The following is a 19,622-nucleotide window of genomic DNA, read 5'->3' on the forward strand; positions in this document are numbered from 1 at the left end:
CCCGGTCACCTGGTGCTCCCGGACAGCAGCCCCTCAGGGTCCCGGCAGGCCAGCAGGGCGTCGCGGACGGCCGTGACCCGGGCCACCGCCTCCGCCTCGGGCAGTGCCCGCAGGCCCTGCCACAGGGTCCTCGCCCCGGTGGTGATCGCCGGGTCCTCCTCGATCATGCCGGGGACCAGCCCGACGTCCGAGCGCGGCTCACGGCCCATGAGCCAGTACGCCGCCGCCCGTTCGACGGTCTCGTTGCGGTTGCGGCAGTCGCCGTCGTACGGGACGCCCAACCCTCTGACGACCTCCAGGAACACGACGTCGGGGTGGGCGAGCCGGCCCCGCTTGTCGATCCGGACCTCGACCGTGACGACCCCGTCCGGGACGGTCGGCTGCTCCCGGCGGTACCCGATCGTGTGGGTGTCCTCGTGCACGGCGGTCGGCGCGCCCGGCAGTTTCGCCAGTGCCGCGAGACCCTCCCGGGCCGGCGGGGTGATCGTGTCGAGCACGGTGGCGTGGACCCGGCTGACGCACACCGTCGGGGTGTCCTTGGTGCACACCAGTTCCCTGGCGACCGGGTCGACCGGCCAGGTGAGCACGTCCCGGTCGGTGGGGAGGATCGCCGTCGCCACCGCGACCCCGAGCAGCACCGGGAGCACCGCCATCACCCGGACCCGCCAACCGTCGGCGACGAACAACAGCAGCCCGGTGACGGCGAGCGTGATCATCGAGATCGTCAGCGCACCGCTGACCCGGTTGTCGATCGTCTGGTAGTCGTGGAACCCGCCGGAGCCGTGTGCCGGGGAGATCGCCGCAGCCACCCGTTCCGGGGGCGAGATGGTGGCGAAGAAGACCAGCAGCACCCCGCCCACCGCCAGCGCCGGGGCGGTCACCAGGGCCGGGAGCAGCCGCCCGATGCCCAGTCCCAGCCACGCTGCGGCGACCAGCGACAGCGCGCCGACCGCGGTGACGACGACGAAGCTCAGCAGCGGCACGTACGAGGCGGTGGTGACGATCCAGGCGATGCCCGCCACGGTCACCAGCAGGTAGGCGACCGTGAGGGTGAGGGCCATCGTGCCGAGCACCGGCAGCATCCGGGCGGTGCGGGGCCGGGCCGTGGTGGCGAACAGTTCACCGACCTTCGCCCGGTGTTCCCGGCGTCCCTGCCAGGCGCCGGCCGCGAGGGCGAGCGGCCACAGCAGGAGCAGGTACTCCCGGATGGTCAGGGCCAGCGCCATCCAGCCGGTCGACCAGCGGCCGGTCGCCACGTACAGCGCCCCCACCCCGACCACCACCGTCATCAGCGCGGCGCCGAGCGCGGCGGAGCGGCGTAGTTCGATCCCCGTGACGCCCACGCGGGCACCCCGCTTCCCCTCGGGCCGCCCGGCGGCGGCGGTGTGCACGTCGACGGTTCGCCCGCTCATCGGGTGGCCTCGGCGCGGTGCTGACGCAGCAGCGCGGAGTAGCCCCGCTCGGCCGGGCTGTCACCGGCGTGGCCGGCGTCGCCCTGCGCAGCGAGCACCTCGGGGGTGCCCCGCCACACCAGGCGGCCCTCGTTGACCAGGACGACGTCGGTGCAGGCGGCCACCACGTCCTCCACCAGGTGGGTGGAGACCAGCACGCAGGTGTCGCTGCCGAGGTCGCGCAGCAGTTCCCGGAAGTCGAGCCGTTGTTCCGGGTCGAGGCCGACGGTCGGCTCGTCGAGCAGCAGGAGCCGTGGGTCGTTGACGATGGCCTGGGCGATGCCGGCCCGGCGCAGCATGCCGCCGGAGAGGGTCTTCATCCGGGCGTCGGCCTTGGCGGTGAGCCCGACCCGGTCGATGGCCCGCTGCACCGCTGCGGCGACGCCCGCCTTGGGCATCTCCTTGAGCCAAGCCAGGTAGGCGACGAACTCCCGCACGGTGAACCGGGGGTAGTAGCCGAAGTGCTGCGGCAGGTAGCCCAGGGCACGGCGGACCGCCCGCAGCTCGGAGCGGCCGTCGACGGGGTGCCCCAGCAGCGTCAACCGGCCACCGGCCGGGGGCACGACGGTCGCCAGGGCGCGCATCAGCGTGGTCTTGCCCGCGCCGTTGGGGCCGAGCAGCCCGTGCACGCCGGTGGGCAGGGCCAGGTCGAGGCCGTTGACGGCGAGGTACCGGCCGGCCCGGACCTGGAGGCCTTCGGCGTGGATCGCCCAGGGATGGGTGGTGGTGGTCGTTTCGACCGCGCTCACCGCACGCATCGTCGCTGTCTCCTTCGATAATTGCCAGGGCAGGGTGGCGGTCCGGCCGGGTGGCCGTACCGCGGGGTCACAGGTGGGGTCAGTCGCGGTGGGAGAGCCGCCGGAACCCGTCGGCCCGGAGCAGGGCCATGACGGTCAGGGCGGCCGTGACCAGGGCCCAGGTGCGGGCGCTGTCGGCCGACAGCACCACCGGCATCCGGGCGGCGACGAGGCTGGGGGCGATCACCGCGAGCGTCCAGGCCGTGATGAGACCGAGCGCGGCGCGGCGTACGCCGACCAGGGTACCCAGCAGCAGGGTGGCTGCGGTGAACGCCAGGCAGGGCAGCAGCAGCAGCGCCAACGACGTCCCGGTCCCGGCGCCGACCACGGCGAGCGCGGGGATGACGAACGCCAGCACCGCAGCGGTGCGCCGCAGTAGCATCGTCAGGCCGGCGGCGGGCGTGGCCGCGATCAGTTCCCAGGCCGGATCGGCCCGGCGGTGCCAGGCAGCCGCCACGCCGGGCAGCGGCGCCAGGGGCGCGATCAGCAGCACCACCGAGGGCAGGCCGACCCACAGCGCGCCGAGCAGCGCGGCACAGCCGAGCACCGTCACCGTCATGACCAGCCAGGGCAACAGGGTGCCGACGAACCAGCGGTGCCGGGCCACCGACCAGGACCGGCTGCGGCCGGCGGGGGCCGGCGTGGCCGCGATCTCCCGGTCGAGGGCCGTGGCGACCAGGTCGATCACGGCCCGGCTCTGCGCCGTGGTGCTGCCCGCCAGGCGGGCCCGGCAGTCGGCGCAGTCTTCGAGGTGAACCTCGATCGCCCAGACGCTTGCCTCGTCGAGGCCGGGATCGCCGGTGGCGTACCGGTCGATCTGGGTCAGACTGGGGTGGGTGGTCATGACAGCGCCTCCCGTAGGGCGACCCGGGCCCGGCGGACGCGGGACTTCACCGTGTTTTCCGGTACGCCGAGCAGCACCGACGCCTCGCGCGCCGAGAGCCCGTCGAGGACCGTGGCCCGCAGGGCGGCCCGGACGGCGGGCGGCAGGGTGAGCAGGGCCTGCTCCAGTTCCTGGCCGATCCGGGCGGCCATCACCTCGTCCTCGGCGGCGGGGGCGGTGCTCGGCATCAGCTCCACCTGCGGCACCTGACCCCGGCGGGCGCGGCGGCGGAACGCGTCGACCAGCCGGTGCGCGGCGATGGTCCACAGCCAGCCCACGGCGCTGCCCTGCGCCTCGCCGCCGGTGCGCGCCCGGGTGCCGGCGAAGCTGCCCGCCGCCCGCCAGACCGCCAGGTAGGTGTCCTGGAGCACCTCGGCCACCACGTCCGGGTCGGCGCAGCGGCGCCGTAGGCGCACCTCCAACCACGGGGCGGTACGGCGGTAGAGCTCGTCGAACGCCTGGCGGTCGCCACGGGCGACGCGGCGTACGAGTTCACCCTCGTCGTCCGCTTCCATGTCTGTCCTCACACCTGGTAAGACGACGGCCGCACCGGATCGGGTCCCCGATTGGTGTGACCGGCGTCACATCATCGCCGGGTCGGGCTGCCCCCATCCTGACGCACCCGCCCGAAGCGGGTCGACGGGCCGCCTGCCGTGCCGGTGCAGGTCAGTGCTACTGGGCCGCCGGGAACGCCGGCAGGGCGGTGTCCCGGGACACCGCGTCACCGTCGCGCTGAGCGACGATCCCGGCGGTGATCTCGTCGGGCGGCACCGGACGACCGAAGTGCCAACCCTGTCCGTTGTCGCAGCCGGTCGCGGCCAGCCGGTGGGCCTGCTGGGCGGTCTCGATGCCCTCGGCGGTCACGACCAGGCCCAGCCGGTGCCCGAGGGACACGACGGTACGCAGGAAGTCGTCGTCCGTGCCGGGACGGCGGGCCCCCGGCCGACGGACCGGCTGCGCCGACGGACGGGTCAGGCTGGCATCGAGCTTGAGACCGTGCAGCGGCAGGGAGCGGAGGTTGGCCAGGTTCGCATAGCCGATGCCGAAGTCGTCGATGACGATCCGGACGCCGAGGGCCATCAGCGCCGCCAGGGATTCCGCCACCACGCCGGTCAGGTCGATCACGGCCTGTTCGGTGACCTCCAACTGGAGCAGGTGGGGCGGCAGGCCCGTCCGGTCCAGGATCTGCGCCACCTCCCCGGCCAGGCCGTTGCGGCGGAGTTGGCGTACCGACACGTTCACGCTCACGTACAGCCCGGGTTGGACCCGCTGCCACTCGCTGGCCTGCCGGCACGCCTGCTCCAGCAGGTGGCGGCCGAGCGCCACCACGAGGCCGGTGTGTTCGGCGAGGTCGATGAACCGGGCGGCGGTCAGCAGACCGAGCCGGGGGTGCCGCCAACGGGCCAGCGCCTCCACGCCGGCCAGCCGCCCGGAGCGCAGCGCGGCGATGGGCTGGTAGGCGGCGGTGAACTCGCCACGGTGCAGCGCCGCCGGCATGGCCGCCGACAGCCGGTAGCGTGCCGCGTCGGCGGCGCTACGGTCCTGGTCGAAGCGGCGCAGGATGGCCTTCCCGTCGGCCTTGGCCCAGTGCAGCGCGATCTCACTGTCGCGCAGCAGGGTGGCGCCGTCGTCGGCGACGGTGCCCTCGGCCACTCCCGCGCTCGCCGTCAGGGGCACTTCGGTGCCGTTGACGCGGAACGGGGCGACGAGCGTGGCCAGGGCCAGGTCGGCGATCTTGATGGCGTCCTCGGCGCAGGTGGTGTCGCGGACCAGGATCGCGAACCGGTCGCTGTCCAGCCGTGCCACCAGTTCGATCCGCGGGTCGGTGAGGGTGGCCAGCCGCTGGGCGATCTCGCGGAGCAGGAGGTCACCCACCTGGTGTCCGAGGACGTCGTTGACCGCGGCGAAGTCGTCGACGTCGAGGCAGCAGACCCCGATCCGGTCGACCGGCACGGCGACGGAGCAGAGGCGTCCCAGTTCCTCGGTGAACCGGGTCAGGTTGGGCAGGCCGGTCAGCTGGTCGTGGGTGGCGAAGCGGCGGAACCGGGCCTCGCTGACCCGCAACGCCTCCTCGGCCTGGGTGCGGGCGGCCAACGCGGCCAGCCGGACCGCGTCCTGCTCCCGCAGGCTGCGGTCGTGCGCGGCGGACGCGAAGCCGGCCGCGAGATCCGCCAGCAGGTCGTTGAGCCGGGCGGCGCGGGTCGGGTCGGCGGCGACGCCCAGCCCGGTGAGCAGTCGCGCGCCGACGACCGCGATCGTCCCGCCGAGCGCCTCCGGCGAGCCGAAGCCGGCCGCCACCAGATCGACGCCGATCCGCTGGCCCTCGCCCGGCCGTACCGGATCGGCGAGGACCGCGGTGACCAGCCGGTCGGCCAGCGCGCTGACGATCCGGTGCCGCTGCCCGGCGCTGATCGGCACGTAGTGGGCCCGGTGCAGGGCGGCGGCCCACGCCGTGACGAACTCCTCGACGCCCGGCCGGTGCCGGTCGTCGATGCCGTCGGCGTCGGGCCGATCGCTCACCTGCGGCGTCCGACTCCGACGTAGAAGCTCATCCGTTCCGGGTGCTCGCCGACCTCGGCCGGTGACTCGGGACGCCACAGCGGTGACCACACCACGCCGGGCTCCACCAGGTCGAGGCCGTCGAAGAACTCCTCCACCCGGGCCCGGGTGCGGGCGGTGACAGGCGTGTTGGTCCGGCCGCTGAGCCGGGCGCCCTCGCCCATCTCGTCCGGGCGGCTGTCGGTGGTGACGTGGCTGATCGCCACGCAACTGCCGGGGGCCAGCGCCGTCCACAGTCGCCTGACCAGGCCGTACGGGTCGTCGTCGTCGGGGACGGCGTGCACCACCGAGACGAGCAGCAGGCCGACGGGCCGGTCGAGATCCAGCAGCCGGCGGGTCTCCGGGTGCTCCAGGATGGCCTCCGGGTGGCGGAGGTCTTCGAGCAGGGCGACCGCGTTGGGCTGGCCGGCGAGGATGTGCGTGCTGTGCGTCACGGCCACCGGGTCGATGTCCACATAGACCACCCGGGCGTCCGGGTCGACCTGCTGGGCGATCTCGTGCACGTTGCCGACGGTCGGGATGCCGGACCCGATGTCGAGGAACTGCCGCACGCCCTGGTCGAGCATGTACCGCACCGCGCGGTGCAGGAACTCCCGGTTCGCCCGCGCGACCAGGCGGAGGTCGGGCACCGCGGCCAGCGCCTGGCGGGCGAATTCCCGGTCGACCTCGAAGTTGTGCGAGCCACCGAGCCAGTAGTCGTAGGCTCGGGCCACGCTCGGCCGGCTGAGATCGACATCCGCTGGCGCCCACTCCGGCCGTTCCATCGCCACCCTTCCCGCCGCCACAGTGACGTGACCGCCGCCACTATAGTCGGATATTTTCCACTACCACCCCGCACCGCGATCATGCTGCGGGATTGCGGCGTCGGCCGGCGGCCGGTATGTCCACACGGTACATACATCGACCGTCGCGCGCCCGGATCGGGTCGGACGTTGACGTCGGGCGCACGGACGGTGACTCACGGCTACGATCACGGGTCCCGGTTCACTCAGCCACCGTCCAGGTTTCGTTGCTAGCTTGCCGGCACAGCGGTATTCCACTGTGGATGCTGCTGGAGTCGTTGTCGGACAACGGTTTCGCGCAGTTCCGTCGGGTCCCGGGACATCCTGGGCCGGGCGGCCGTCGAGGGAGAGGTTCGTGGTGTTCACGAAGATGCTGGGCGCGTTCGGGGTGGGCGGCCCCAGCGTCGATACGGTCCTGGCCAATCCGAGCACCCGACCGGGGCTGACGCTCACCGGGCAGGTGAACCTGACCGGCGGCAGCCACGACGTGGAGATCGACCAGATCACCGTCGGCCTGGTCACCCGGGTGGAGATGGAGGGCGCGGAGGAGGAGTACGACGCATTCGTGGAGTTCCACCGGGTGTCGGTCGCCGGCGGCCTGTTCCTGCGCGAGGGGCAGCAGCTCAGCCTGCCGTTCCAGGTGGCGGTGCCGTGGGAGACGCCGGTGACCGAGCTGAACGGTCAGCACCTGCCCGGCCTGACGATGGGTCTACGTACCGAGGTGGCCGTGCGGGGCGCGGTCGACAAGGGCGACCTCGATCCGGTGTACGTGCACCCGCTACCCGCCCAGGAGCGCGTCCTGGAGGCGTTCGGCCGGCTCGGCTTCACGGTGAAGGCGGCCGACCTCGAACGGGGCCACATCTCGGGGCTGCACCAGACGCTGCCGTTCTACCAGGAGATCGAGTACTACGCGGCACCGCAGTACGCCCACGCCGTCACCGAGGTCGAGCTGACCTTCGTCGCCGACGAACACGGCGTGGACGTCGTGCTGGAGCTGGACAAGCACGGCGGGCTGTTCACCGGTGGACACGACTCGTACGGCCGGCACCACGTCGCGCACGGTGACGCGCACGGTGACTGGACCGCGCAGGTCGACGGCTGGCTCCGGCAGGCCGTCGACGGCCGGCAGGATCCGCACGCCGGTTACGGCTACGCCCCGCCCGCGCCTGCCTACGGGACGCCCGGCTACCCGCCGCCGCCCCCGCCGCCCGGCTACGGCGCGCCGGCTTACGGCGCACCCGCCTACGGGCAGCCCGCGTACGGGCACGCGGGGCACGGGCATCCCGGTGGGCACCACAAGGAGGGGCACCACGACCACGACGGGCCCGGCATGGGTGCGGTCGCCGCCGGTGTGGTCGGTGGCGCGGCTCTCGGCTTCGCCGGCGGCATGATCGCCGACGAGATCTTCGACGACGAGGACGAGGGCGGCGACGAGGACGCCTGATCCCCCGCCCGGTCCACTGTGGATCGGGCGGCGCAGTCATGATCTAATTCGTGTAGTTCGTACGTATATGGTCGGAATTTCCGATCAAGAGTCAAGGAGTGTGCATGCCCGCAAGCGCCGACCTCACCAAGCTGGTCGACAAGGCATACCAGGACAAGACCCTCACCGAGATCGTCGACGCCCCGGTGTCCGCCCTCGCCGGGGTCAGCGACGGCGACGCCAAGCTGCTCAAGGAGGCCTTCGGCATCACCACCGTGGGCGACCTCGGCCGCAACCCGTACTTCCAGACCGCCAACGCCCTGGTCGCCCTCACCGGCGCCAGCTGATCCGACCCGGTGGCCCGGGCTCCCCCGGGCCACCGGGCCCCCGCCCCCGCCCGCACCGCCGGCCGGACCCCGACGGCACCGGCTCACGGTCGCCGCCGACAGGCGCATCCGACCGTCCTGCCGGATAATCGTCCGATGACAAATCCTGACCTCGACCCGGACGTGTACCCACCCCTCGACCCCCGCGAGCCGGTGCCGGACGACGTCGGCGAGCTTCTTCCCGACACGCCCGGCGAACTGCCGGAGGCCCCGGTCGAGCCGATGCCCGACGACGGCGATCCGGGAGGCGTGCCCGAGCCGGCCTGACGGCGGGCCCGTCCGAGCCGGCCGCACCACCGGGCACCGTCCGGTCACGCCCCGGTCGGCGCGGGTGACGGTCGAGGCGCTACACCGGTGACGCCACCGTTCCCCCGCCGGCCCGGGGCGTCGCTCAGCGGCCCCGACCGGCCGGAACGTGCCGCCACCGGGCGAGCTTGCGGGGGTTGCGGACCACCCACAGGTGCCCGACCCGGCCGGTGCCGGTCGCGGCGAGCGCGAGCACGGCGAGGGTACGGCCGAGCCGGTCGGTGGCGACCAGACCCGGCTCCCCGTTGACGGACGCCTCGTCGACCACCAGGTCGGGTTGCCGCTCCCACACGCCCAGCAGGAAACCGGCGACGGCCTGCGGCCCGTGCAGCGGTACGGCGGAAGCCGAGACCAGGCCGCCACCATCGGTGATCGCGGTGGCGTCCGGATCGAGCACGTCGACCAGAGCGGCGAGGTCGCCGGTCTGCCAGGCGGACCGGAACGCCCGCACGACCGCGGCGTGCTCGGCCGGACCCACCGGGGTACGGCGCTGCTCACGGACCCGACGCCGCGCCGACGAGGCGAGTTGCCGGCACGCGGCCGGGGTACGGCCGACGATCCCGGCGATCTCCGGGTAGGTGAACCGGAACACGTCGTGCAGCACGAACGTGACCCGCTCGGCCGGGGTCATCGCCTCCAACACCACCAGCAGGGCCATCGACACCGAGTCGTCCAGGATCACCCGGTCGGCGGGGTCGACCACCGTCGAGGGTTCCTGGCTGCTCCACCCGGTCGCCGGGAGGGGTTCGGGAAGCCACTCGCCGACGTACTGCTCCCTGCGGGCCCGCGCCGTGGTGAGCATGTCGAGCCCGATACGGCCGGCGGTCCTGATCAGCCAGGCTCGGGGGTTGGCGACGGCGTGGCGTTCCCCGTCGCTGAGCCGGTGCCAGCGGATGTAGGTCTCCTGCACGGCATCCTCGGCGTCGGCGAGCGAACCGAGCAGGCGGTAACTGAGCCCCAGGAGCACCGCACGCTCGCGGGTCACCGGGTCCGGCGAACCCGGGTGGCCCGGCCCGGCGTCCTGCGGCACCTCCGCTCCCTCCCCCGGGCCGGCACAACGACCGCCGCGCGCCGCCCACCACTATCGGATCACGTCCGGCGCGCCGGGCACCACCTGACAGTTCACCGACCCACGTCGTCTACCTCACCGAGCGGGCGGTCCCGTCCGCTCCCCCGGCAGCTCCGCGCGGCGTCGGGTGCGGCCCGCCGAGGCGGCACCGCCCGTAGGGAGCGCGAACGAAGGAGAAGACGATGTCCGACCACGTCACGTTCGTCAACGTCATCGACGTCGACCCGTCCCGACAGCAGGAGGTGATCGACCTGCTGGTCGAGGGCACCGAGAAGGTGGTGTCCCGGCGACCCGGCTTCGTCTCGGTCACCCTGCTCGCCAGCCTCGACCGGACCCGTGTCGTCAACGTCGCCCGGTGGCGCAGCGCCGACGACGTCAGGGCCACCCAGGTCGACCCGGAGGCTGCCGAGTACGCCCGGCGGACCGCCGCGCTCGCCCAGGCCAGCCCCGGTCTCTACACCGTCGTCGGCGAGTTCGCCCCGTGACCCCGACGGCGGCGGTCCGGTCGGCGACCGGCCGGCGCCGGAGTGGGGCTACCCCGACGGCCGGGCCGTTCCCGGGCAGCGCCGGTGTCCGCCCGGTCGGCTAGTCGGTGCCGGTGGTGCCCGGCCCGGCCGGCCGGGCACCACCAGTGGCGTTCGCGCTCGTGCGCGCCGGATGACCTGTCGGGTTCGAGCCGCGCGAGAACCTGACCGCCACCTTCGTCGTCACTCCGCTGGCCGCACCGCGCCCGACACCGGCGAATGGTGCGCTGCTGGGACACTGCGCTCATGAGTCAGGGTGTGTCCGGTGTGGCGTCCGGCCGGTGGTGGGGTGCGTTGCGGATCACTCTGGTCCTGCTGTGGCTGCTCGGGGCAGCGACGACGTGGTGGACCGCCCCGCGCCAGCAGGACTACGACCGGGCCGGGGCGGACGTGGCCGCGGGCCGGGTGGTCGCCTACCAGTGGGGTGACCGGTGGGAGGTGGATCGTTCCCCGCTCTGGTTCGGTTCTGCCACCCTGTGGGCCTCGGGCCGCCACGGGCCGCTGTTCGCGTGGCGAACGTCCGACGGCCGGGTGCACTGGACGGACACCGACCGGTTCGGACAGGTGACCACCACCAGTGCCGTCGAGCAGGAACGCTACTCCGGACCCGGCGCCGTCGGCATCGCGCAGGAACTGCGGGCCGCCGGGCTCGAACACCACGCCGGTGACCTGCACGGACCGGTGCCCGCCGTCGGCGGAGCCGGGGTCCTCCTCGCCGTCGGTGCCCTCGTCGTCGTGGTCGCCGGCCCGGCACCGGTCCGGGGCACCAGGTGGTACTGGTTCTGGTTGATCTTCCTCTGCCCGTACGGTCTCGGGCTGCTGCTCTGGACGGCGCGGGAGCGGCCGTGGTCACGGTCCGCGGCGGCGGCCGTGCGGAACCCGACGGCCCCGCAGGACCGGGGCGTTCTCGGCTTCGGCCTCGGCATACTCGCGTCGGTTCTGCTCGGTGCCGTCCTGTTGGTCCTCCACGGAGCACTGGGTGACTGGTGGGTGCCGCGACCTGACGCCTAGCGGCACGCCGTCCCCCACCTTCCGGCCGGGACGGGTCCGATCGGCCCTCGGGAGCGACCGGGGTACGGCACAATGCGCCCATGACCTCTACCGGATCGTCACGGCTGTCGTTGTGGTCCACCGACTCGGTGCTGTCGATCGGGTCGCGGGGCTCGGTGCTGTCCATCGGCAGCGTCGGGTCGATCGCCTCCGTCGGCAGCGTCGGCTCCGCCGGATCGGTGCTGTCCATCGGGTCGGCGCTCTCGGTCGGGTCGGCCCTGGCGTGGCGGTCCCGCTGGTCGTTGCTGGCCGACCGGTCCTCGGGGGTCGCGATGGGTTCCCGCGCGAGCGCCCGCGCGCTGGCCGGTCCGTCGGCGACGGTGGCGGCCGTGGCGCTGGCCGCCTACGCCGGCTACCTCCTGACGCGCAGCCGCCGGCCGGACGACGGCAGCCGGGGACGGTGACGTCGTCCCGGATGGCGGGGCCGCGTCGCCGCTGTCCGCTCCCGGGCCGGGTCAGCAGTTGCCGATCTCGTCGGTGCGCGTCACCGCCGCCGAGGTGAGCGGCTCGCCCGGCACGTCGGGCACCGGGTAGGGCGTTCCGTCGTGCGTCGTGAGTTCCCTGGCGTACGCGTCGCTGACGAGGAAGACGTGCAGTTCGAAGCGCTGTCCCGGCGACCTCTCGTCGCCGACGACGACCCGTTTGGCCCGCCAGTTGTGCGGGGTGGGGAAGTGCAGCGGCTGCTCGTAGAAGTAGCTCCCGCCGGCCGGGCGGACGAAGAGCACGGCGGTGCGGCCGGCCGGCGGCTCGTTCCCCGTGCCGAACACGTCCGAGCAGTTCGGCACCACCGTCGCGCTGGTGATCGCGAACCGCACCGTCGGCGTCCTGGTCACGGTCGGAGCGACCGTGGGACGCGGTGTCCGGGTGGGAGGTGGGCTCGGTGTCGTCGATGCCGTGGGGGTGGGCGGTGGGGTCGGTGGGTCGGTCGGCTCCGGCGTCCCGGGTGGACCCGTCGTCGGTTCCGGCGGTGGGGTGGAGTTGGCCGCAGAGTCGGACCCCGCCGGTGTCTCCTTGGTGGCGGTGAGGTACGCCGGCACCGCCGCGATGACACCCACGACCAGTGTGACCAGCGCGCCGAGCGCCACCACCTGCTCGGCGGGTTTCAGCGTCCGCCACCATCGCCGCATACGCACCCTCCCGGGTCGACAGACACCTGCTTGCAGTGAACACCGCGCGGGCAACCCGGGCCCTCGTCCAGATGGGGTCGACGGTGCGGAATCCGGGTGGACCGGTCGGGTCCTGATCGTCGAGGATCGGCGGGTGTCCGTTCCCGTACGCCAGATCCGTGCCCGCCACTCGGCCACGACCGTCACCGTGTACCAGGCGTACCCCCCGGACATCGCGGTGCCGGCGGTGGCCGCCGGCCGTTTCGTGGCCCCGTTCAAACGGGAGCGGATGACGTGGATCAAGCCGTCGTTCCTGTGGATGATGTACCGCTGCGGCTGGGCCACGAAGCCCGGCCAGGAGCGCGTGCTGTCCATCGAGATCACGCGGGCGGGATTCGAGTGGGCGCTGGGCCGGGCCTGCCTGAGTCACTACGACCGTGACCTGCACGGCGACCGGGAGAACTGGTCACGGCAGTTGCGGACCAGTCCGGTCCGGGTGCAGTGGGACCCGGAGCGTTCGCTGCGGCTGGCCGCGTTGCCGTACCGGTCGTTGCAGGTCGGGCTGTCCGGCGAGGCGGTCGACCGGTACGTCGACGAATGGATCGTGACGGTCGAGGACGTCACCGCCACCGTCGGGCGGATCCGGGACCTGCTGCGCCGGGGTGACGAGCAGGCGGCGGTGGCGCGCCTGCCCGTCGAACACGTCTACCCACTTCCGGACGCGATCGCCGTGGGTCTCGCGGCCAGCCCCGCCGAGAATCCCGATCGGCGGCACCGGCCGTGACAGCGCATCCGCCGCCATCCTGACCGCGCCGGGTCACCGGCGCTGCGGCGGGTTCGGCCGCCGCCGCACCGTGCGCCCCGGGTCCGGGGCGCACGGTGGACGCCAGGGTCACGTTCCGGCTCAGGGCGGGAAGCCCGGTGGCCGGGGCCACTGCTCCGCCTCCGGGTCGGGTCGGTAGCCCGGTCGGGGTTGCCCGGCCGCCTGGCGTTCCGGGGCCGGTGGCGCTGGGGGCACGCCCGGCCGCTGCGCTCCCGCGGCGGGTGGAACCGGGGCGCCGGCCACGGAAGGATTGCCGCCGGGCGGTGGCGCAGCCGCCACGCCGACCACGGGCCGGGCCGCGCCGGACCCGCCCGGCGCACCAGGCGCGGAGGGGGTGACGGGCCGTGCCGCCGGTGCCGGGTGGCCGTCGGGCTGCGGTCCCGGGAGCGCCCGTACGGCGGCAGCCCGGGGCCGCCAGACCGGTTCCGCACCGATCAGGCTGCGGAAGTCGAACTGGCACTTCGGGCAGGTACGCAGCGCGGTCTCGGCGCGGCGGTCACCGCATTTCTGGCAGTAGGTCACCACCGTCTCGTCGGCGTCCATCCCTTGGCAGCGGGGGCAGGCGAACGTGGGGCCCTTGTTGTTGAGCTGCACCAGGCGGCCGGCGAGCACGTAGGGCGTGACGAGGCCGCTGATGCTGCTGGCCAGGTCCCGGGTGCGCCGGGTGCGCTCCTGCATGCGTTCCATCTCCGGGTTGGCGACCTTCTCCAACCGGCAGGTGGTGCAGGTGCGCAGGGTCCGTACCGGCAGCAGGCCACGCAGCCGTGCCTGCTGGTGCAGGAAGGTCACCGCCGGCACGTCCGCCGGCTCGACGGTGATCCGGTCTGCGTCGCCCGCCGCCAGGCGTTCCTCGACCCGGAACACCAGTGACTGCACCTGCCCGACCAGCTTCGGCGGCATGCCACCCGGTCGGCTGACGATCAGCGTGCCGACCATCAGCATGCCGTCGGCCAACTCGGCGGGAACCTCGGCGACGGTGTCGGCCGTCTCGAAGGTGAAGGTCGCACCGCCGGTACGGGCGACCACCGCCCGCCGCTGCGCCGACTCGCCGTCGAGCAGCCGGCCAGCGTGCCGGGAGAGCGCCGCCTGCGCCCGGTTGGCAAGGCCGGCGGCGTGCTGCATCATCGCCACGTCACCCGGGCCCGTCTGCCGCCACCACGGGGTGAACGAGGCCGCAGCCGTCGGGTCGAGCCGGCCGAGCACGGCATCGAACGCGCTCAGCACCGACTCGAAGAGACCGACGTACACCGAGGTGACACCCCAGTTCCGCCCCAGCCTGCCCGGCCAACGGTCGACCAGCAGCACGCCCACCCGGACGCCGGGGCCGTCGGCCTCCAGGGTGACCCGCAGCAGCACCGGCACCTGCGTCGGCGAGAGGGTGACCCCGCCCAGGCGGGAGCCGCGTACCGCCTCCAGGAGGCTGAGCTGCTCGGTCTTCAGGTCGAAGGCGAGGTCGCGGATGCTGCGCAGCAGGTGCTGGCGGGCCACGCTGGGCGGGGCGCCGAGCCGACGGTGGACGCCGGCCGCCAGCCGGCCGGGCTCCAGCCCGGCCGCGACGGCCGGCGGCACGGCGCCGGGTCCACCGGCGTCAGCCCACCTCATTCCGCTGCGTCGTAGGAGGTGCCGGCGTCGAAGCTGGACGCCGCGTCGTAGCCCCCGGTGTCGTACGACGTGCTGGCGTCGTACGACGTGCTGGCGTCATACGTCGTGCTGGCGTCGTAGCCGCTGGTGTCGTAGCCGGAGGTGGCGGCGTCGGTGCCGCTGGTGGCCCAGTCGACCTCGGCGGCGGCGGTCTCCATGTGGTCGGCGACGGCGTCGGAGTACTCGTCGGAGACCGTGTAGTTGCCCTCGGCGATGCTCGCGTGGTCGGCCGCCCGTGCCATGGCGTTCTCGGCGACCTCGACGTTGCCGGCCGCCGCGTTCTCCACGGCGTAGTCGGCCCAGTCCTGCGCGGAGTCGGCCCAGTCGTCACCGCTGTCCGCGTGCCAGCTCGACCAGTCCTGGTCGGCGACCGCGCCGCTGATCTCGCTCTCCACGATGGATGCCGACGGTTCCGGAAGCGCCGCCACCGCCTCGGTCAGGGTGGTGTCCCCGATCGGCGTGTCGGTGGTCAGGAAGTCGCCCCAGTCTGAGTCGGCACTCATGCTCTGATTCCCCAGCTTCTGATGAACGTTGCGGTCAGCGGTCGTCGCCGGGTGGTCCGGTCGAACGACCAGAACTGTCCCACGCCCACGCCCACAGCCGCGCGGTCACGGCACCGGGCCCGCAGGGCGTCGGCCGAGGTCACGGCGGGTGCCGGCCGGCAGGGTGACGCCGGTGTCAACATGCCGACAGACCCGGTCGACGCCGCACCGGTCCGCCAGGTCGACGGTGACCGCCCCGGTGGCGGGGTCAGCCCTTCACCGCTCCGGCGGTGAGACCCTCGGTGAGGAACCGCTGCCCGAAGGCGTACATGATCACCACGGGGATGCTGACCAGCAGGGACGCGGCGGCGAGTTGCCCCTGCGGCACGACGTCACCGGTGATCATCGACTGCATGCCCACAGGGAGGGTCTTGTACTCGTCCTTGGTGATGAACACGAAGGCGAAGAGGAACTCGTTCCAGGCGTTGGTCAGGGTGAACAGGGCGACCGCCAGCAGTCCCGGCTTGGCCAGGGGCAGCACCACCCGCCCGAACGCCTGGAGCCGGGTGCAGCCGTCGACCAGCGCGGCCTCCTCCAACTCGATCGGGATCGACGCGAAGTATCCCGCCAGCAGCCAGGTGGCGAACGGCAGCGTGAAGGTCGGGTACGTCACCACCAGCGACCACAGCGAGTCGGTGAGCCGGGCCCCGATGAGCAGTTGGTACAGCGGGATGAACAGCAGCGCGCCGGGCATCACGTAGGTGACCAGGACCGTGACGGTGAAGCCCTGTGCCCCGCGGAACCGCAGCCGGGCCAGCGCGTAGCCGGCCAGGGCGGCGCAGACCAGCGCCACCACGGTGGACGCCACGGACACCAGCACCGTGTTGAGGTACCAGCGGCCGAACGGTTTGGTGGTGAACAGGTCGGTGAACTGTTGCATGGTCCATGGTGTGGGCCACAGGTCGTGCTCGTGCAGGACGATCTGGCCGTCGGACTTGAAGGCCGTGACGACGATCCAGTACAGCGGGGCCAGGACGAAGACGAGCAGCGCGGCCAGGGCGAGGCCGGAGGCCAGGCCCGACACCAGGGCGGACGTCCTGCGTCGTCCCCACGACTGCAACGCCGAGAGGACCCGGCCGACCGCCGCCACGACCAGCAGGACCACTCCGAGGATCAGCGCCGCCTTCCACATGATGTGGGGTGACGCCCACGCCAGCGCACCGGTGACCAGCACGGCGGCGGCCCACGGCAGCGCCCGGCGTACCGGCCCGGCGGGTCGGGTGGGCGTGCTGTCGGCGTCCCGCCGCAGCAGCCGGACCAGCACGTACACCAGCACGCCGATGACCGGCAGCATGACGAGCGTGACGGCCGCGCCGGCACCGTACTGGAGTTGGAGGATCGCCTTGGAGTACGCGACCAGCACGTACGGCGCGGTCGCGTCGCCGGGGCCACCCTGGGTCAGCAACCAGATGAGGTCGAAGTTGTTGAACGTCCAGATCGACGACAGGGTGACCGTCACGGTGATGACGTGACGCAGTCCGGGCAGCGTCACGTGGACGAACCGCCGCCATGCCGACGCCCCGTCGACGGTCGCCGCCTCGTAGAGGTCGGCGGGGATGGCCTTCAACCCGGCGAGGAAGGCGACGGTGAAGAACGGCACCCCCTTCCACACGTTGACCATGATCACCGATGGCATGGCCAGGGACGGCTCGGACAGCCAGCCCGCCGGCCAACTGTCGACCAGGTGCGCGTCGACCAGCAGCGGCCCGATCCCCGACTCGGTGAGGAGCAGGTTGACGCTGCCGAAGATCGGGTCGAGCAGCGAGCGCCAACTGAACGCGGTGACGACCGTCGGCACCACCCACGGCAGCAGGAGCAGGCCGGCCAGCACGGCCCGCCCCCGGCGTCGGTGGTGCAGCAGCAGGGCCGCGGCCAGGCCCAGCACCACCTTGAACACCTCGGCGTACGCGGTGAAGACGAACGAGTTCACCACGCCGGTGTGGAACTGCTCGTCGTCGGTCAGAGCGAGGTAGTTGGCCAGACCGACGAACACGCTGTGCTGGCCGTGCCGTTCGGTGGTGCTGGTGACCACCGCCCAACCGATCGGGACGAGCACGAGGACACCGACGAGCACGGCCGTGGGGGCCAGGAACAGCGCCGCCAGCCGCCAGTCGCGTCCCAGCCGTCGCCGGGTCGCGGGTCGCGCGCCGGGCTTGCGCCGTCGGGATCCTCCTGACGCCGGGGCCGACGCCGGGCGGACCGACGTCACTGCGGCAGACCCTGCTGGGTGAAGATCTGCACCATCTTGGCGTGGGCGGCCTGCACGGCCTGCGCGGGCGGGGTGCCCTGGATGACCTGCTGCATCATGTCGGTCAGCACGTAGGCGCCCACGGCGGCCTGCTGCCCGGCGCTGGCCTGCTGCGGGAAGTCCAGGCCGTTCTTCGTCGACAGCGGCAGTTTCTGTTGAGTGATCCTGCGCATGATGGGGAACGCCGGGTCGCCGCTGGTGAAGAACGGGTCGGCGTCCCAGACCCGGTCCCAGGCCGGCAGGGCCAGCCCCGGGGCCTCCTTCGCCACGCCGACGAGGGCGGGCGCGCTGACCAGGTACTGCGTCAGCAGCTTGGCGAGGTCGGCGTTCTTGGCACCCTTGAAGATGACGAAGCACTGGGACTGTCCCAGCAGCAGCGAGGTGTCGGTGGCCGGGCCGGTGCAGTCGGGAAAGACGTGGGTGCGTTCGTAGACCGGGTTCTTTTTGGTCTTGGAGTCGGCGTAGACGCTGAACTGGTTGCGGGTGTAGCCGAGGATGCCGGCGAGCCAGTTCTCGTTGTTGCTGGAGTCGGTCCAGGCGGCGACCCCCGGCGGCAGCATCGGCTTGTACTTCGGGTTGGTGTAGATGTCGCCGAGGAAGGTGACCGCCTGGACGGTCTCGGGAGAGTCGAAGGTGACCTTCCGGCCGTCGTTGGAGGCGATCGCCCCGCCGTAGGAGTTGATCAGGGCCTCGATCATGCCGTTGGCGTCACCGGAGCGGTTCACGGTCATGCCCCAGCCGAACCGCCGCTTGCCGGGGTCGGAGATGGCCAGGCAGAGATCCCGCAGTTCCTCCCAGGTGTAGCTGTCCTTCGGGGTGATGCCCTTGTCCTGCATCCAGTCCTTGCGCAGGAACGACCCGATCCCGATGAAGTGGTACGGGATGGCGTACCACCTGCCGTCGAAGACGCAGAAGTTCTTGGACTCGGCGGTGGGTTCGCCGTACTTCGCGGTCAGCGCCTGCACGACGTCCGTCACGTCCTCCAGGTCGCCGAGCGCCTGGAACTGGGCGACGAACCGCGAGTCGGTCATGAACGCGAGGTCACGCGCGACGCCCCCCTTGACCTCGGCGTCGATCTTGGCGACGACGTCACCGGCGTCGGCCTGCACCAGACTGTTTCCGATCTTCGTGCCGGTGGTGTCGGCGAACTTCCGGATCGAGCTGTCCAGGGCCGCGTTCGCCGCCTCCGAGTACAGCTTCTGCGACAGCATCCCCATCGAGGAGCCCTTCAACGCCGCCGCGGCGTCGACGAGTTCCTGCGGGACCTCGGCCTGTGCCTTGGGCGTCGACGGTCCACTTCCTCCGCAGGCGGCGAGGCCGGCAGCTCCGAGCAGCCCCACCCCCATTCCCAGGAAGCCGCGTCGGGTCCGTAACGAGCCGTCCTCCGTGGACATCTGTCTCCTCCCTTTCGCCTCAACGCGACTCACCGATGGCCGGGGAAGGGTTACCCTCCCTTGTGGACGCTGGTGCCGTCCGTAACCGGGGACGATCGCCCGCCCTGATGGATGACCGCAGCCCGCTGCTGGCGCGCGGCAATCGGGAAGCGGCTCCGCCGGTGGCGGACCCTCCCCAGCCTGTCCGAGATGCTCGTGCCCCGGGCGGCCGGATGTCGCCGGGGCGGCGCTGCGCTCACTCTACACATTTCGGAAAGTCGCGACCAGACTTTCCTTCCCACCGGAAGACACTTTCAACAATTCACTATGATCAATAGGGGTGTCGGTGACGCCACCGCCGGACGGGACGCCCGCCGCACGGCGGGCGTCGGTCACGGGCGGGGCGTCGAGGTGGCCACAGGCACGCGCGCACCGACCGGGCGGCACGGGGGCGCACCCGCCCGTCGCCCACGAGCCGGCGTCCCACGGCGGGGCGCTGCCGCGTGGGTCGCCCGACGACCACCCCGACCCGACACCACCCGACGGCCGCACCCACAACCAGCCACCCGCACCGTTTGCCGATCGATGGTCGTGCATCTATTCTTTGGCGGCCCATCGACTACCGGACAGGTAGTCGAAATAATGTCGAAACGCTTCGA

The 19,622-nt window shown here is 72.6% G+C and carries 19 protein-coding genes; 7 read left to right on the plus strand and 12 right to left on the minus strand.

Going from position 1 to position 19,622, the window contains the following annotated elements; all coding sequences use genetic code 11:
* Positions 1-5: 5 nt before the first annotated feature.
* From ACN267_RS12030 to ACN267_RS12055, 6 genes are all read right to left on the minus strand, one after another.
* Positions 6-1,412: a hypothetical protein gene (locus ACN267_RS12030; RefSeq protein WP_239486097.1), complete on the minus strand. Its 1,407-nt coding sequence runs from the start codon at positions 1,410-1,412 to the stop codon at positions 6-8.
* The gene (locus tag ACN267_RS12035) at positions 1,409-2,209 is read right to left on the minus strand and encodes an ABC transporter ATP-binding protein (protein ID WP_204960931.1); all 801 of its coding nucleotides are present in this window, start codon (positions 2,207-2,209) and stop codon (positions 1,409-1,411) included. The genes ACN267_RS12030 and ACN267_RS12035 overlap by 4 nt, the downstream gene beginning before the upstream one ends.
* Positions 2,210-2,288: 79 nt before the next feature.
* Positions 2,289-3,092, minus strand: a complete 804-nt coding sequence (locus ACN267_RS12040) for a hypothetical protein (RefSeq protein ID WP_281898461.1) — start codon at positions 3,090-3,092, stop codon at positions 2,289-2,291.
* Positions 3,089-3,646 (minus strand): RNA polymerase sigma factor, encoded by a 558-nt coding sequence (locus ACN267_RS12045; RefSeq protein WP_204960929.1) that lies wholly within the window; start codon positions 3,644-3,646, stop codon positions 3,089-3,091. Before ACN267_RS12045 ends, ACN267_RS12040 begins: the two co-directional genes overlap by 4 nt.
* Positions 3,647-3,803: 157 nt before the next feature.
* Positions 3,804-5,651 (minus strand): putative bifunctional diguanylate cyclase/phosphodiesterase, encoded by a 1,848-nt coding sequence (locus ACN267_RS12050; protein WP_281898464.1) that lies wholly within the window; start codon positions 5,649-5,651, stop codon positions 3,804-3,806.
* Positions 5,648-6,454 carry an SAM-dependent methyltransferase gene (locus ACN267_RS12055; RefSeq protein ID WP_204960928.1) on the minus strand — a complete coding sequence of 269 codons (807 nt, stop codon included), beginning with the start codon at positions 6,452-6,454 and terminating at the stop codon, positions 5,648-5,650. Before ACN267_RS12055 ends, ACN267_RS12050 begins: the two co-directional genes overlap by 4 nt.
* A 373-nt stretch (positions 6,455-6,827) precedes the next feature.
* Between ACN267_RS12055 and ACN267_RS12060 the strand changes: the two genes are divergently transcribed.
* From ACN267_RS12060 to ACN267_RS12070, 3 genes are all read left to right on the plus strand, one after another.
* The gene (locus ACN267_RS12060; protein ID WP_421488663.1) at positions 6,828-7,916 is read left to right on the plus strand and encodes a sporulation protein; all 1,089 of its coding nucleotides are present in this window, start codon (positions 6,828-6,830) and stop codon (positions 7,914-7,916) included.
* A 104-nt stretch (positions 7,917-8,020) separates the two neighbouring features.
* Positions 8,021-8,242, plus strand: coding sequence for a hypothetical protein (locus ACN267_RS12065; protein WP_204960926.1), 222 nt, complete (start codon positions 8,021-8,023; stop codon positions 8,240-8,242).
* A 135-nt stretch (positions 8,243-8,377) separates the two neighbouring features.
* Positions 8,378-8,548 (plus strand): hypothetical protein, encoded by a 171-nt coding sequence (locus ACN267_RS12070; protein WP_168222526.1) that lies wholly within the window; start codon positions 8,378-8,380, stop codon positions 8,546-8,548.
* A 124-nt stretch (positions 8,549-8,672) separates the two neighbouring features.
* Here the strand turns inward: ACN267_RS12070 and sigJ are convergent, their stop codons facing one another.
* Positions 8,673-9,617, minus strand: coding sequence for an RNA polymerase sigma factor SigJ (gene sigJ / locus ACN267_RS12075; RefSeq protein ID WP_421488664.1), 945 nt, complete (start codon positions 9,615-9,617; stop codon positions 8,673-8,675).
* A 221-nt stretch (positions 9,618-9,838) separates the two neighbouring features.
* Here sigJ and ACN267_RS12080 point away from each other — a divergent pair, with 221 nt between their 5' ends.
* The 3 genes from ACN267_RS12080 to ACN267_RS12090 all read left to right on the plus strand — a co-directional run bounded on the left by ACN267_RS12080 (position 9,839) and on the right by ACN267_RS12090 (position 11,634).
* A complete protein-coding gene (locus ACN267_RS12080; RefSeq protein WP_204960923.1) occupies positions 9,839-10,141 on the plus strand; it encodes an antibiotic biosynthesis monooxygenase family protein in 303 nt (100 codons plus the stop codon).
* A gap of 285 nt (positions 10,142-10,426) precedes the next feature.
* Positions 10,427-11,191, plus strand: coding sequence for a hypothetical protein (locus tag ACN267_RS12085; RefSeq protein WP_421488665.1), 765 nt, complete (start codon positions 10,427-10,429; stop codon positions 11,189-11,191).
* 80 nt (positions 11,192-11,271) lie between these two features.
* Complete coding sequence (locus ACN267_RS12090) at positions 11,272-11,634, plus strand: hypothetical protein (RefSeq protein ID WP_088642527.1); 363 nt, start codon at positions 11,272-11,274, stop codon at positions 11,632-11,634.
* A 51-nt stretch (positions 11,635-11,685) separates the two neighbouring features.
* Here ACN267_RS12090 and ACN267_RS12095 read toward each other — a convergent pair whose 3' ends face one another.
* Entirely contained in the window at positions 11,686-12,357 is a 672-nt protein-coding gene (locus ACN267_RS12095) for a hypothetical protein (RefSeq protein WP_421488666.1), read from the minus strand.
* 133 nt (positions 12,358-12,490) lie between these two features.
* On the opposite strand from ACN267_RS12095, the gene ACN267_RS12100 reads away from it, so the two are divergent.
* Entirely contained in the window at positions 12,491-13,120 is a 630-nt protein-coding gene (locus tag ACN267_RS12100; RefSeq protein ID WP_421488667.1) for a DUF4291 domain-containing protein, read from the plus strand.
* Between the two features lie 120 nt (positions 13,121-13,240).
* Here ACN267_RS12100 and ACN267_RS12105 read toward each other — a convergent pair whose 3' ends face one another.
* The 4 genes from ACN267_RS12105 to ACN267_RS12120 form a co-directional block, all read right to left on the minus strand.
* Complete coding sequence (locus tag ACN267_RS12105; protein ID WP_421488668.1) at positions 13,241-14,761, minus strand: hypothetical protein; 1,521 nt, start codon at positions 14,759-14,761, stop codon at positions 13,241-13,243.
* A complete protein-coding gene (locus ACN267_RS12110; RefSeq protein WP_204960918.1) occupies positions 14,758-15,303 on the minus strand; it encodes a hypothetical protein in 546 nt (181 codons plus the stop codon). The genes ACN267_RS12105 and ACN267_RS12110 overlap by 4 nt, the downstream gene beginning before the upstream one ends.
* A gap of 247 nt (positions 15,304-15,550) precedes the next feature.
* Positions 15,551-17,551 carry an ABC transporter permease subunit gene (locus ACN267_RS12115; RefSeq protein ID WP_421488669.1) on the minus strand — a complete coding sequence of 667 codons (2,001 nt, stop codon included), beginning with the start codon at positions 17,549-17,551 and terminating at the stop codon, positions 15,551-15,553.
* On the minus strand, positions 17,548-18,984 hold the full coding sequence (locus tag ACN267_RS12120) for an extracellular solute-binding protein (RefSeq protein WP_281898480.1): 1,437 nt from the start codon (positions 18,982-18,984) through the stop codon (positions 17,548-17,550). The genes ACN267_RS12115 and ACN267_RS12120 overlap by 4 nt, the downstream gene beginning before the upstream one ends.
* Between the last annotated feature and the right edge of the window lie 638 nt (positions 18,985-19,622).

This window comes from Micromonospora sp. WMMD734 (assembly GCF_049178975.1).
Taxonomy (GTDB): domain Bacteria; phylum Actinomycetota; class Actinomycetes; order Mycobacteriales; family Micromonosporaceae; genus Micromonospora; species Micromonospora wenchangensis.

What these genes read in the sequence shown, in the direction of transcription:
- ACN267_RS12085 (WP_421488665.1), top strand. Translation starts at nt 10,427, where the DNA reads ATGAGTCAGGGTGTGTCCGGTGTGGCGTCCGGCCGGTGGTGGGGTGCG.
- ACN267_RS12105 (WP_421488668.1), bottom strand. Translation starts at nt 14,761, where the DNA reads ATGAGGTGGGCTGACGCCGGTGGACCCGGCGCCGTGCCGCCGGCCGTC.
- ACN267_RS12035 (WP_204960931.1), bottom strand. Translation starts at nt 2,209, where the DNA reads ATGCGTGCGGTGAGCGCGGTCGAAACGACCACCACCACCCATCCCTGG.
- ACN267_RS12040 (WP_281898461.1), bottom strand. Translation starts at nt 3,092, where the DNA reads ATGACCACCCACCCCAGTCTGACCCAGATCGACCGGTACGCCACCGGC.
- ACN267_RS12065 (WP_204960926.1), top strand. Translation starts at nt 8,021, where the DNA reads ATGCCCGCAAGCGCCGACCTCACCAAGCTGGTCGACAAGGCATACCAG.
- ACN267_RS12095 (WP_421488666.1), bottom strand. Translation starts at nt 12,357, where the DNA reads ATGCGGCGATGGTGGCGGACGCTGAAACCCGCCGAGCAGGTGGTGGCG.
- ACN267_RS12070 (WP_168222526.1), top strand. Translation starts at nt 8,378, where the DNA reads ATGACAAATCCTGACCTCGACCCGGACGTGTACCCACCCCTCGACCCC.
- ACN267_RS12080 (WP_204960923.1), top strand. Translation starts at nt 9,839, where the DNA reads ATGTCCGACCACGTCACGTTCGTCAACGTCATCGACGTCGACCCGTCC.
- ACN267_RS12110 (WP_204960918.1), bottom strand. Translation starts at nt 15,303, where the DNA reads ATGAGTGCCGACTCAGACTGGGGCGACTTCCTGACCACCGACACGCCG.
- ACN267_RS12055 (WP_204960928.1), bottom strand. Translation starts at nt 6,454, where the DNA reads ATGGAACGGCCGGAGTGGGCGCCAGCGGATGTCGATCTCAGCCGGCCG.
- ACN267_RS12030 (WP_239486097.1), bottom strand. Translation starts at nt 1,412, where the DNA reads ATGAGCGGGCGAACCGTCGACGTGCACACCGCCGCCGCCGGGCGGCCC.
- ACN267_RS12045 (WP_204960929.1), bottom strand. Translation starts at nt 3,646, where the DNA reads ATGGAAGCGGACGACGAGGGTGAACTCGTACGCCGCGTCGCCCGTGGC.
- ACN267_RS12090 (WP_088642527.1), top strand. Translation starts at nt 11,272, where the DNA reads ATGACCTCTACCGGATCGTCACGGCTGTCGTTGTGGTCCACCGACTCG.
- ACN267_RS12120 (WP_281898480.1), bottom strand. Translation starts at nt 18,984, where the DNA reads ATGTCCACGGAGGACGGCTCGTTACGGACCCGACGCGGCTTCCTGGGA.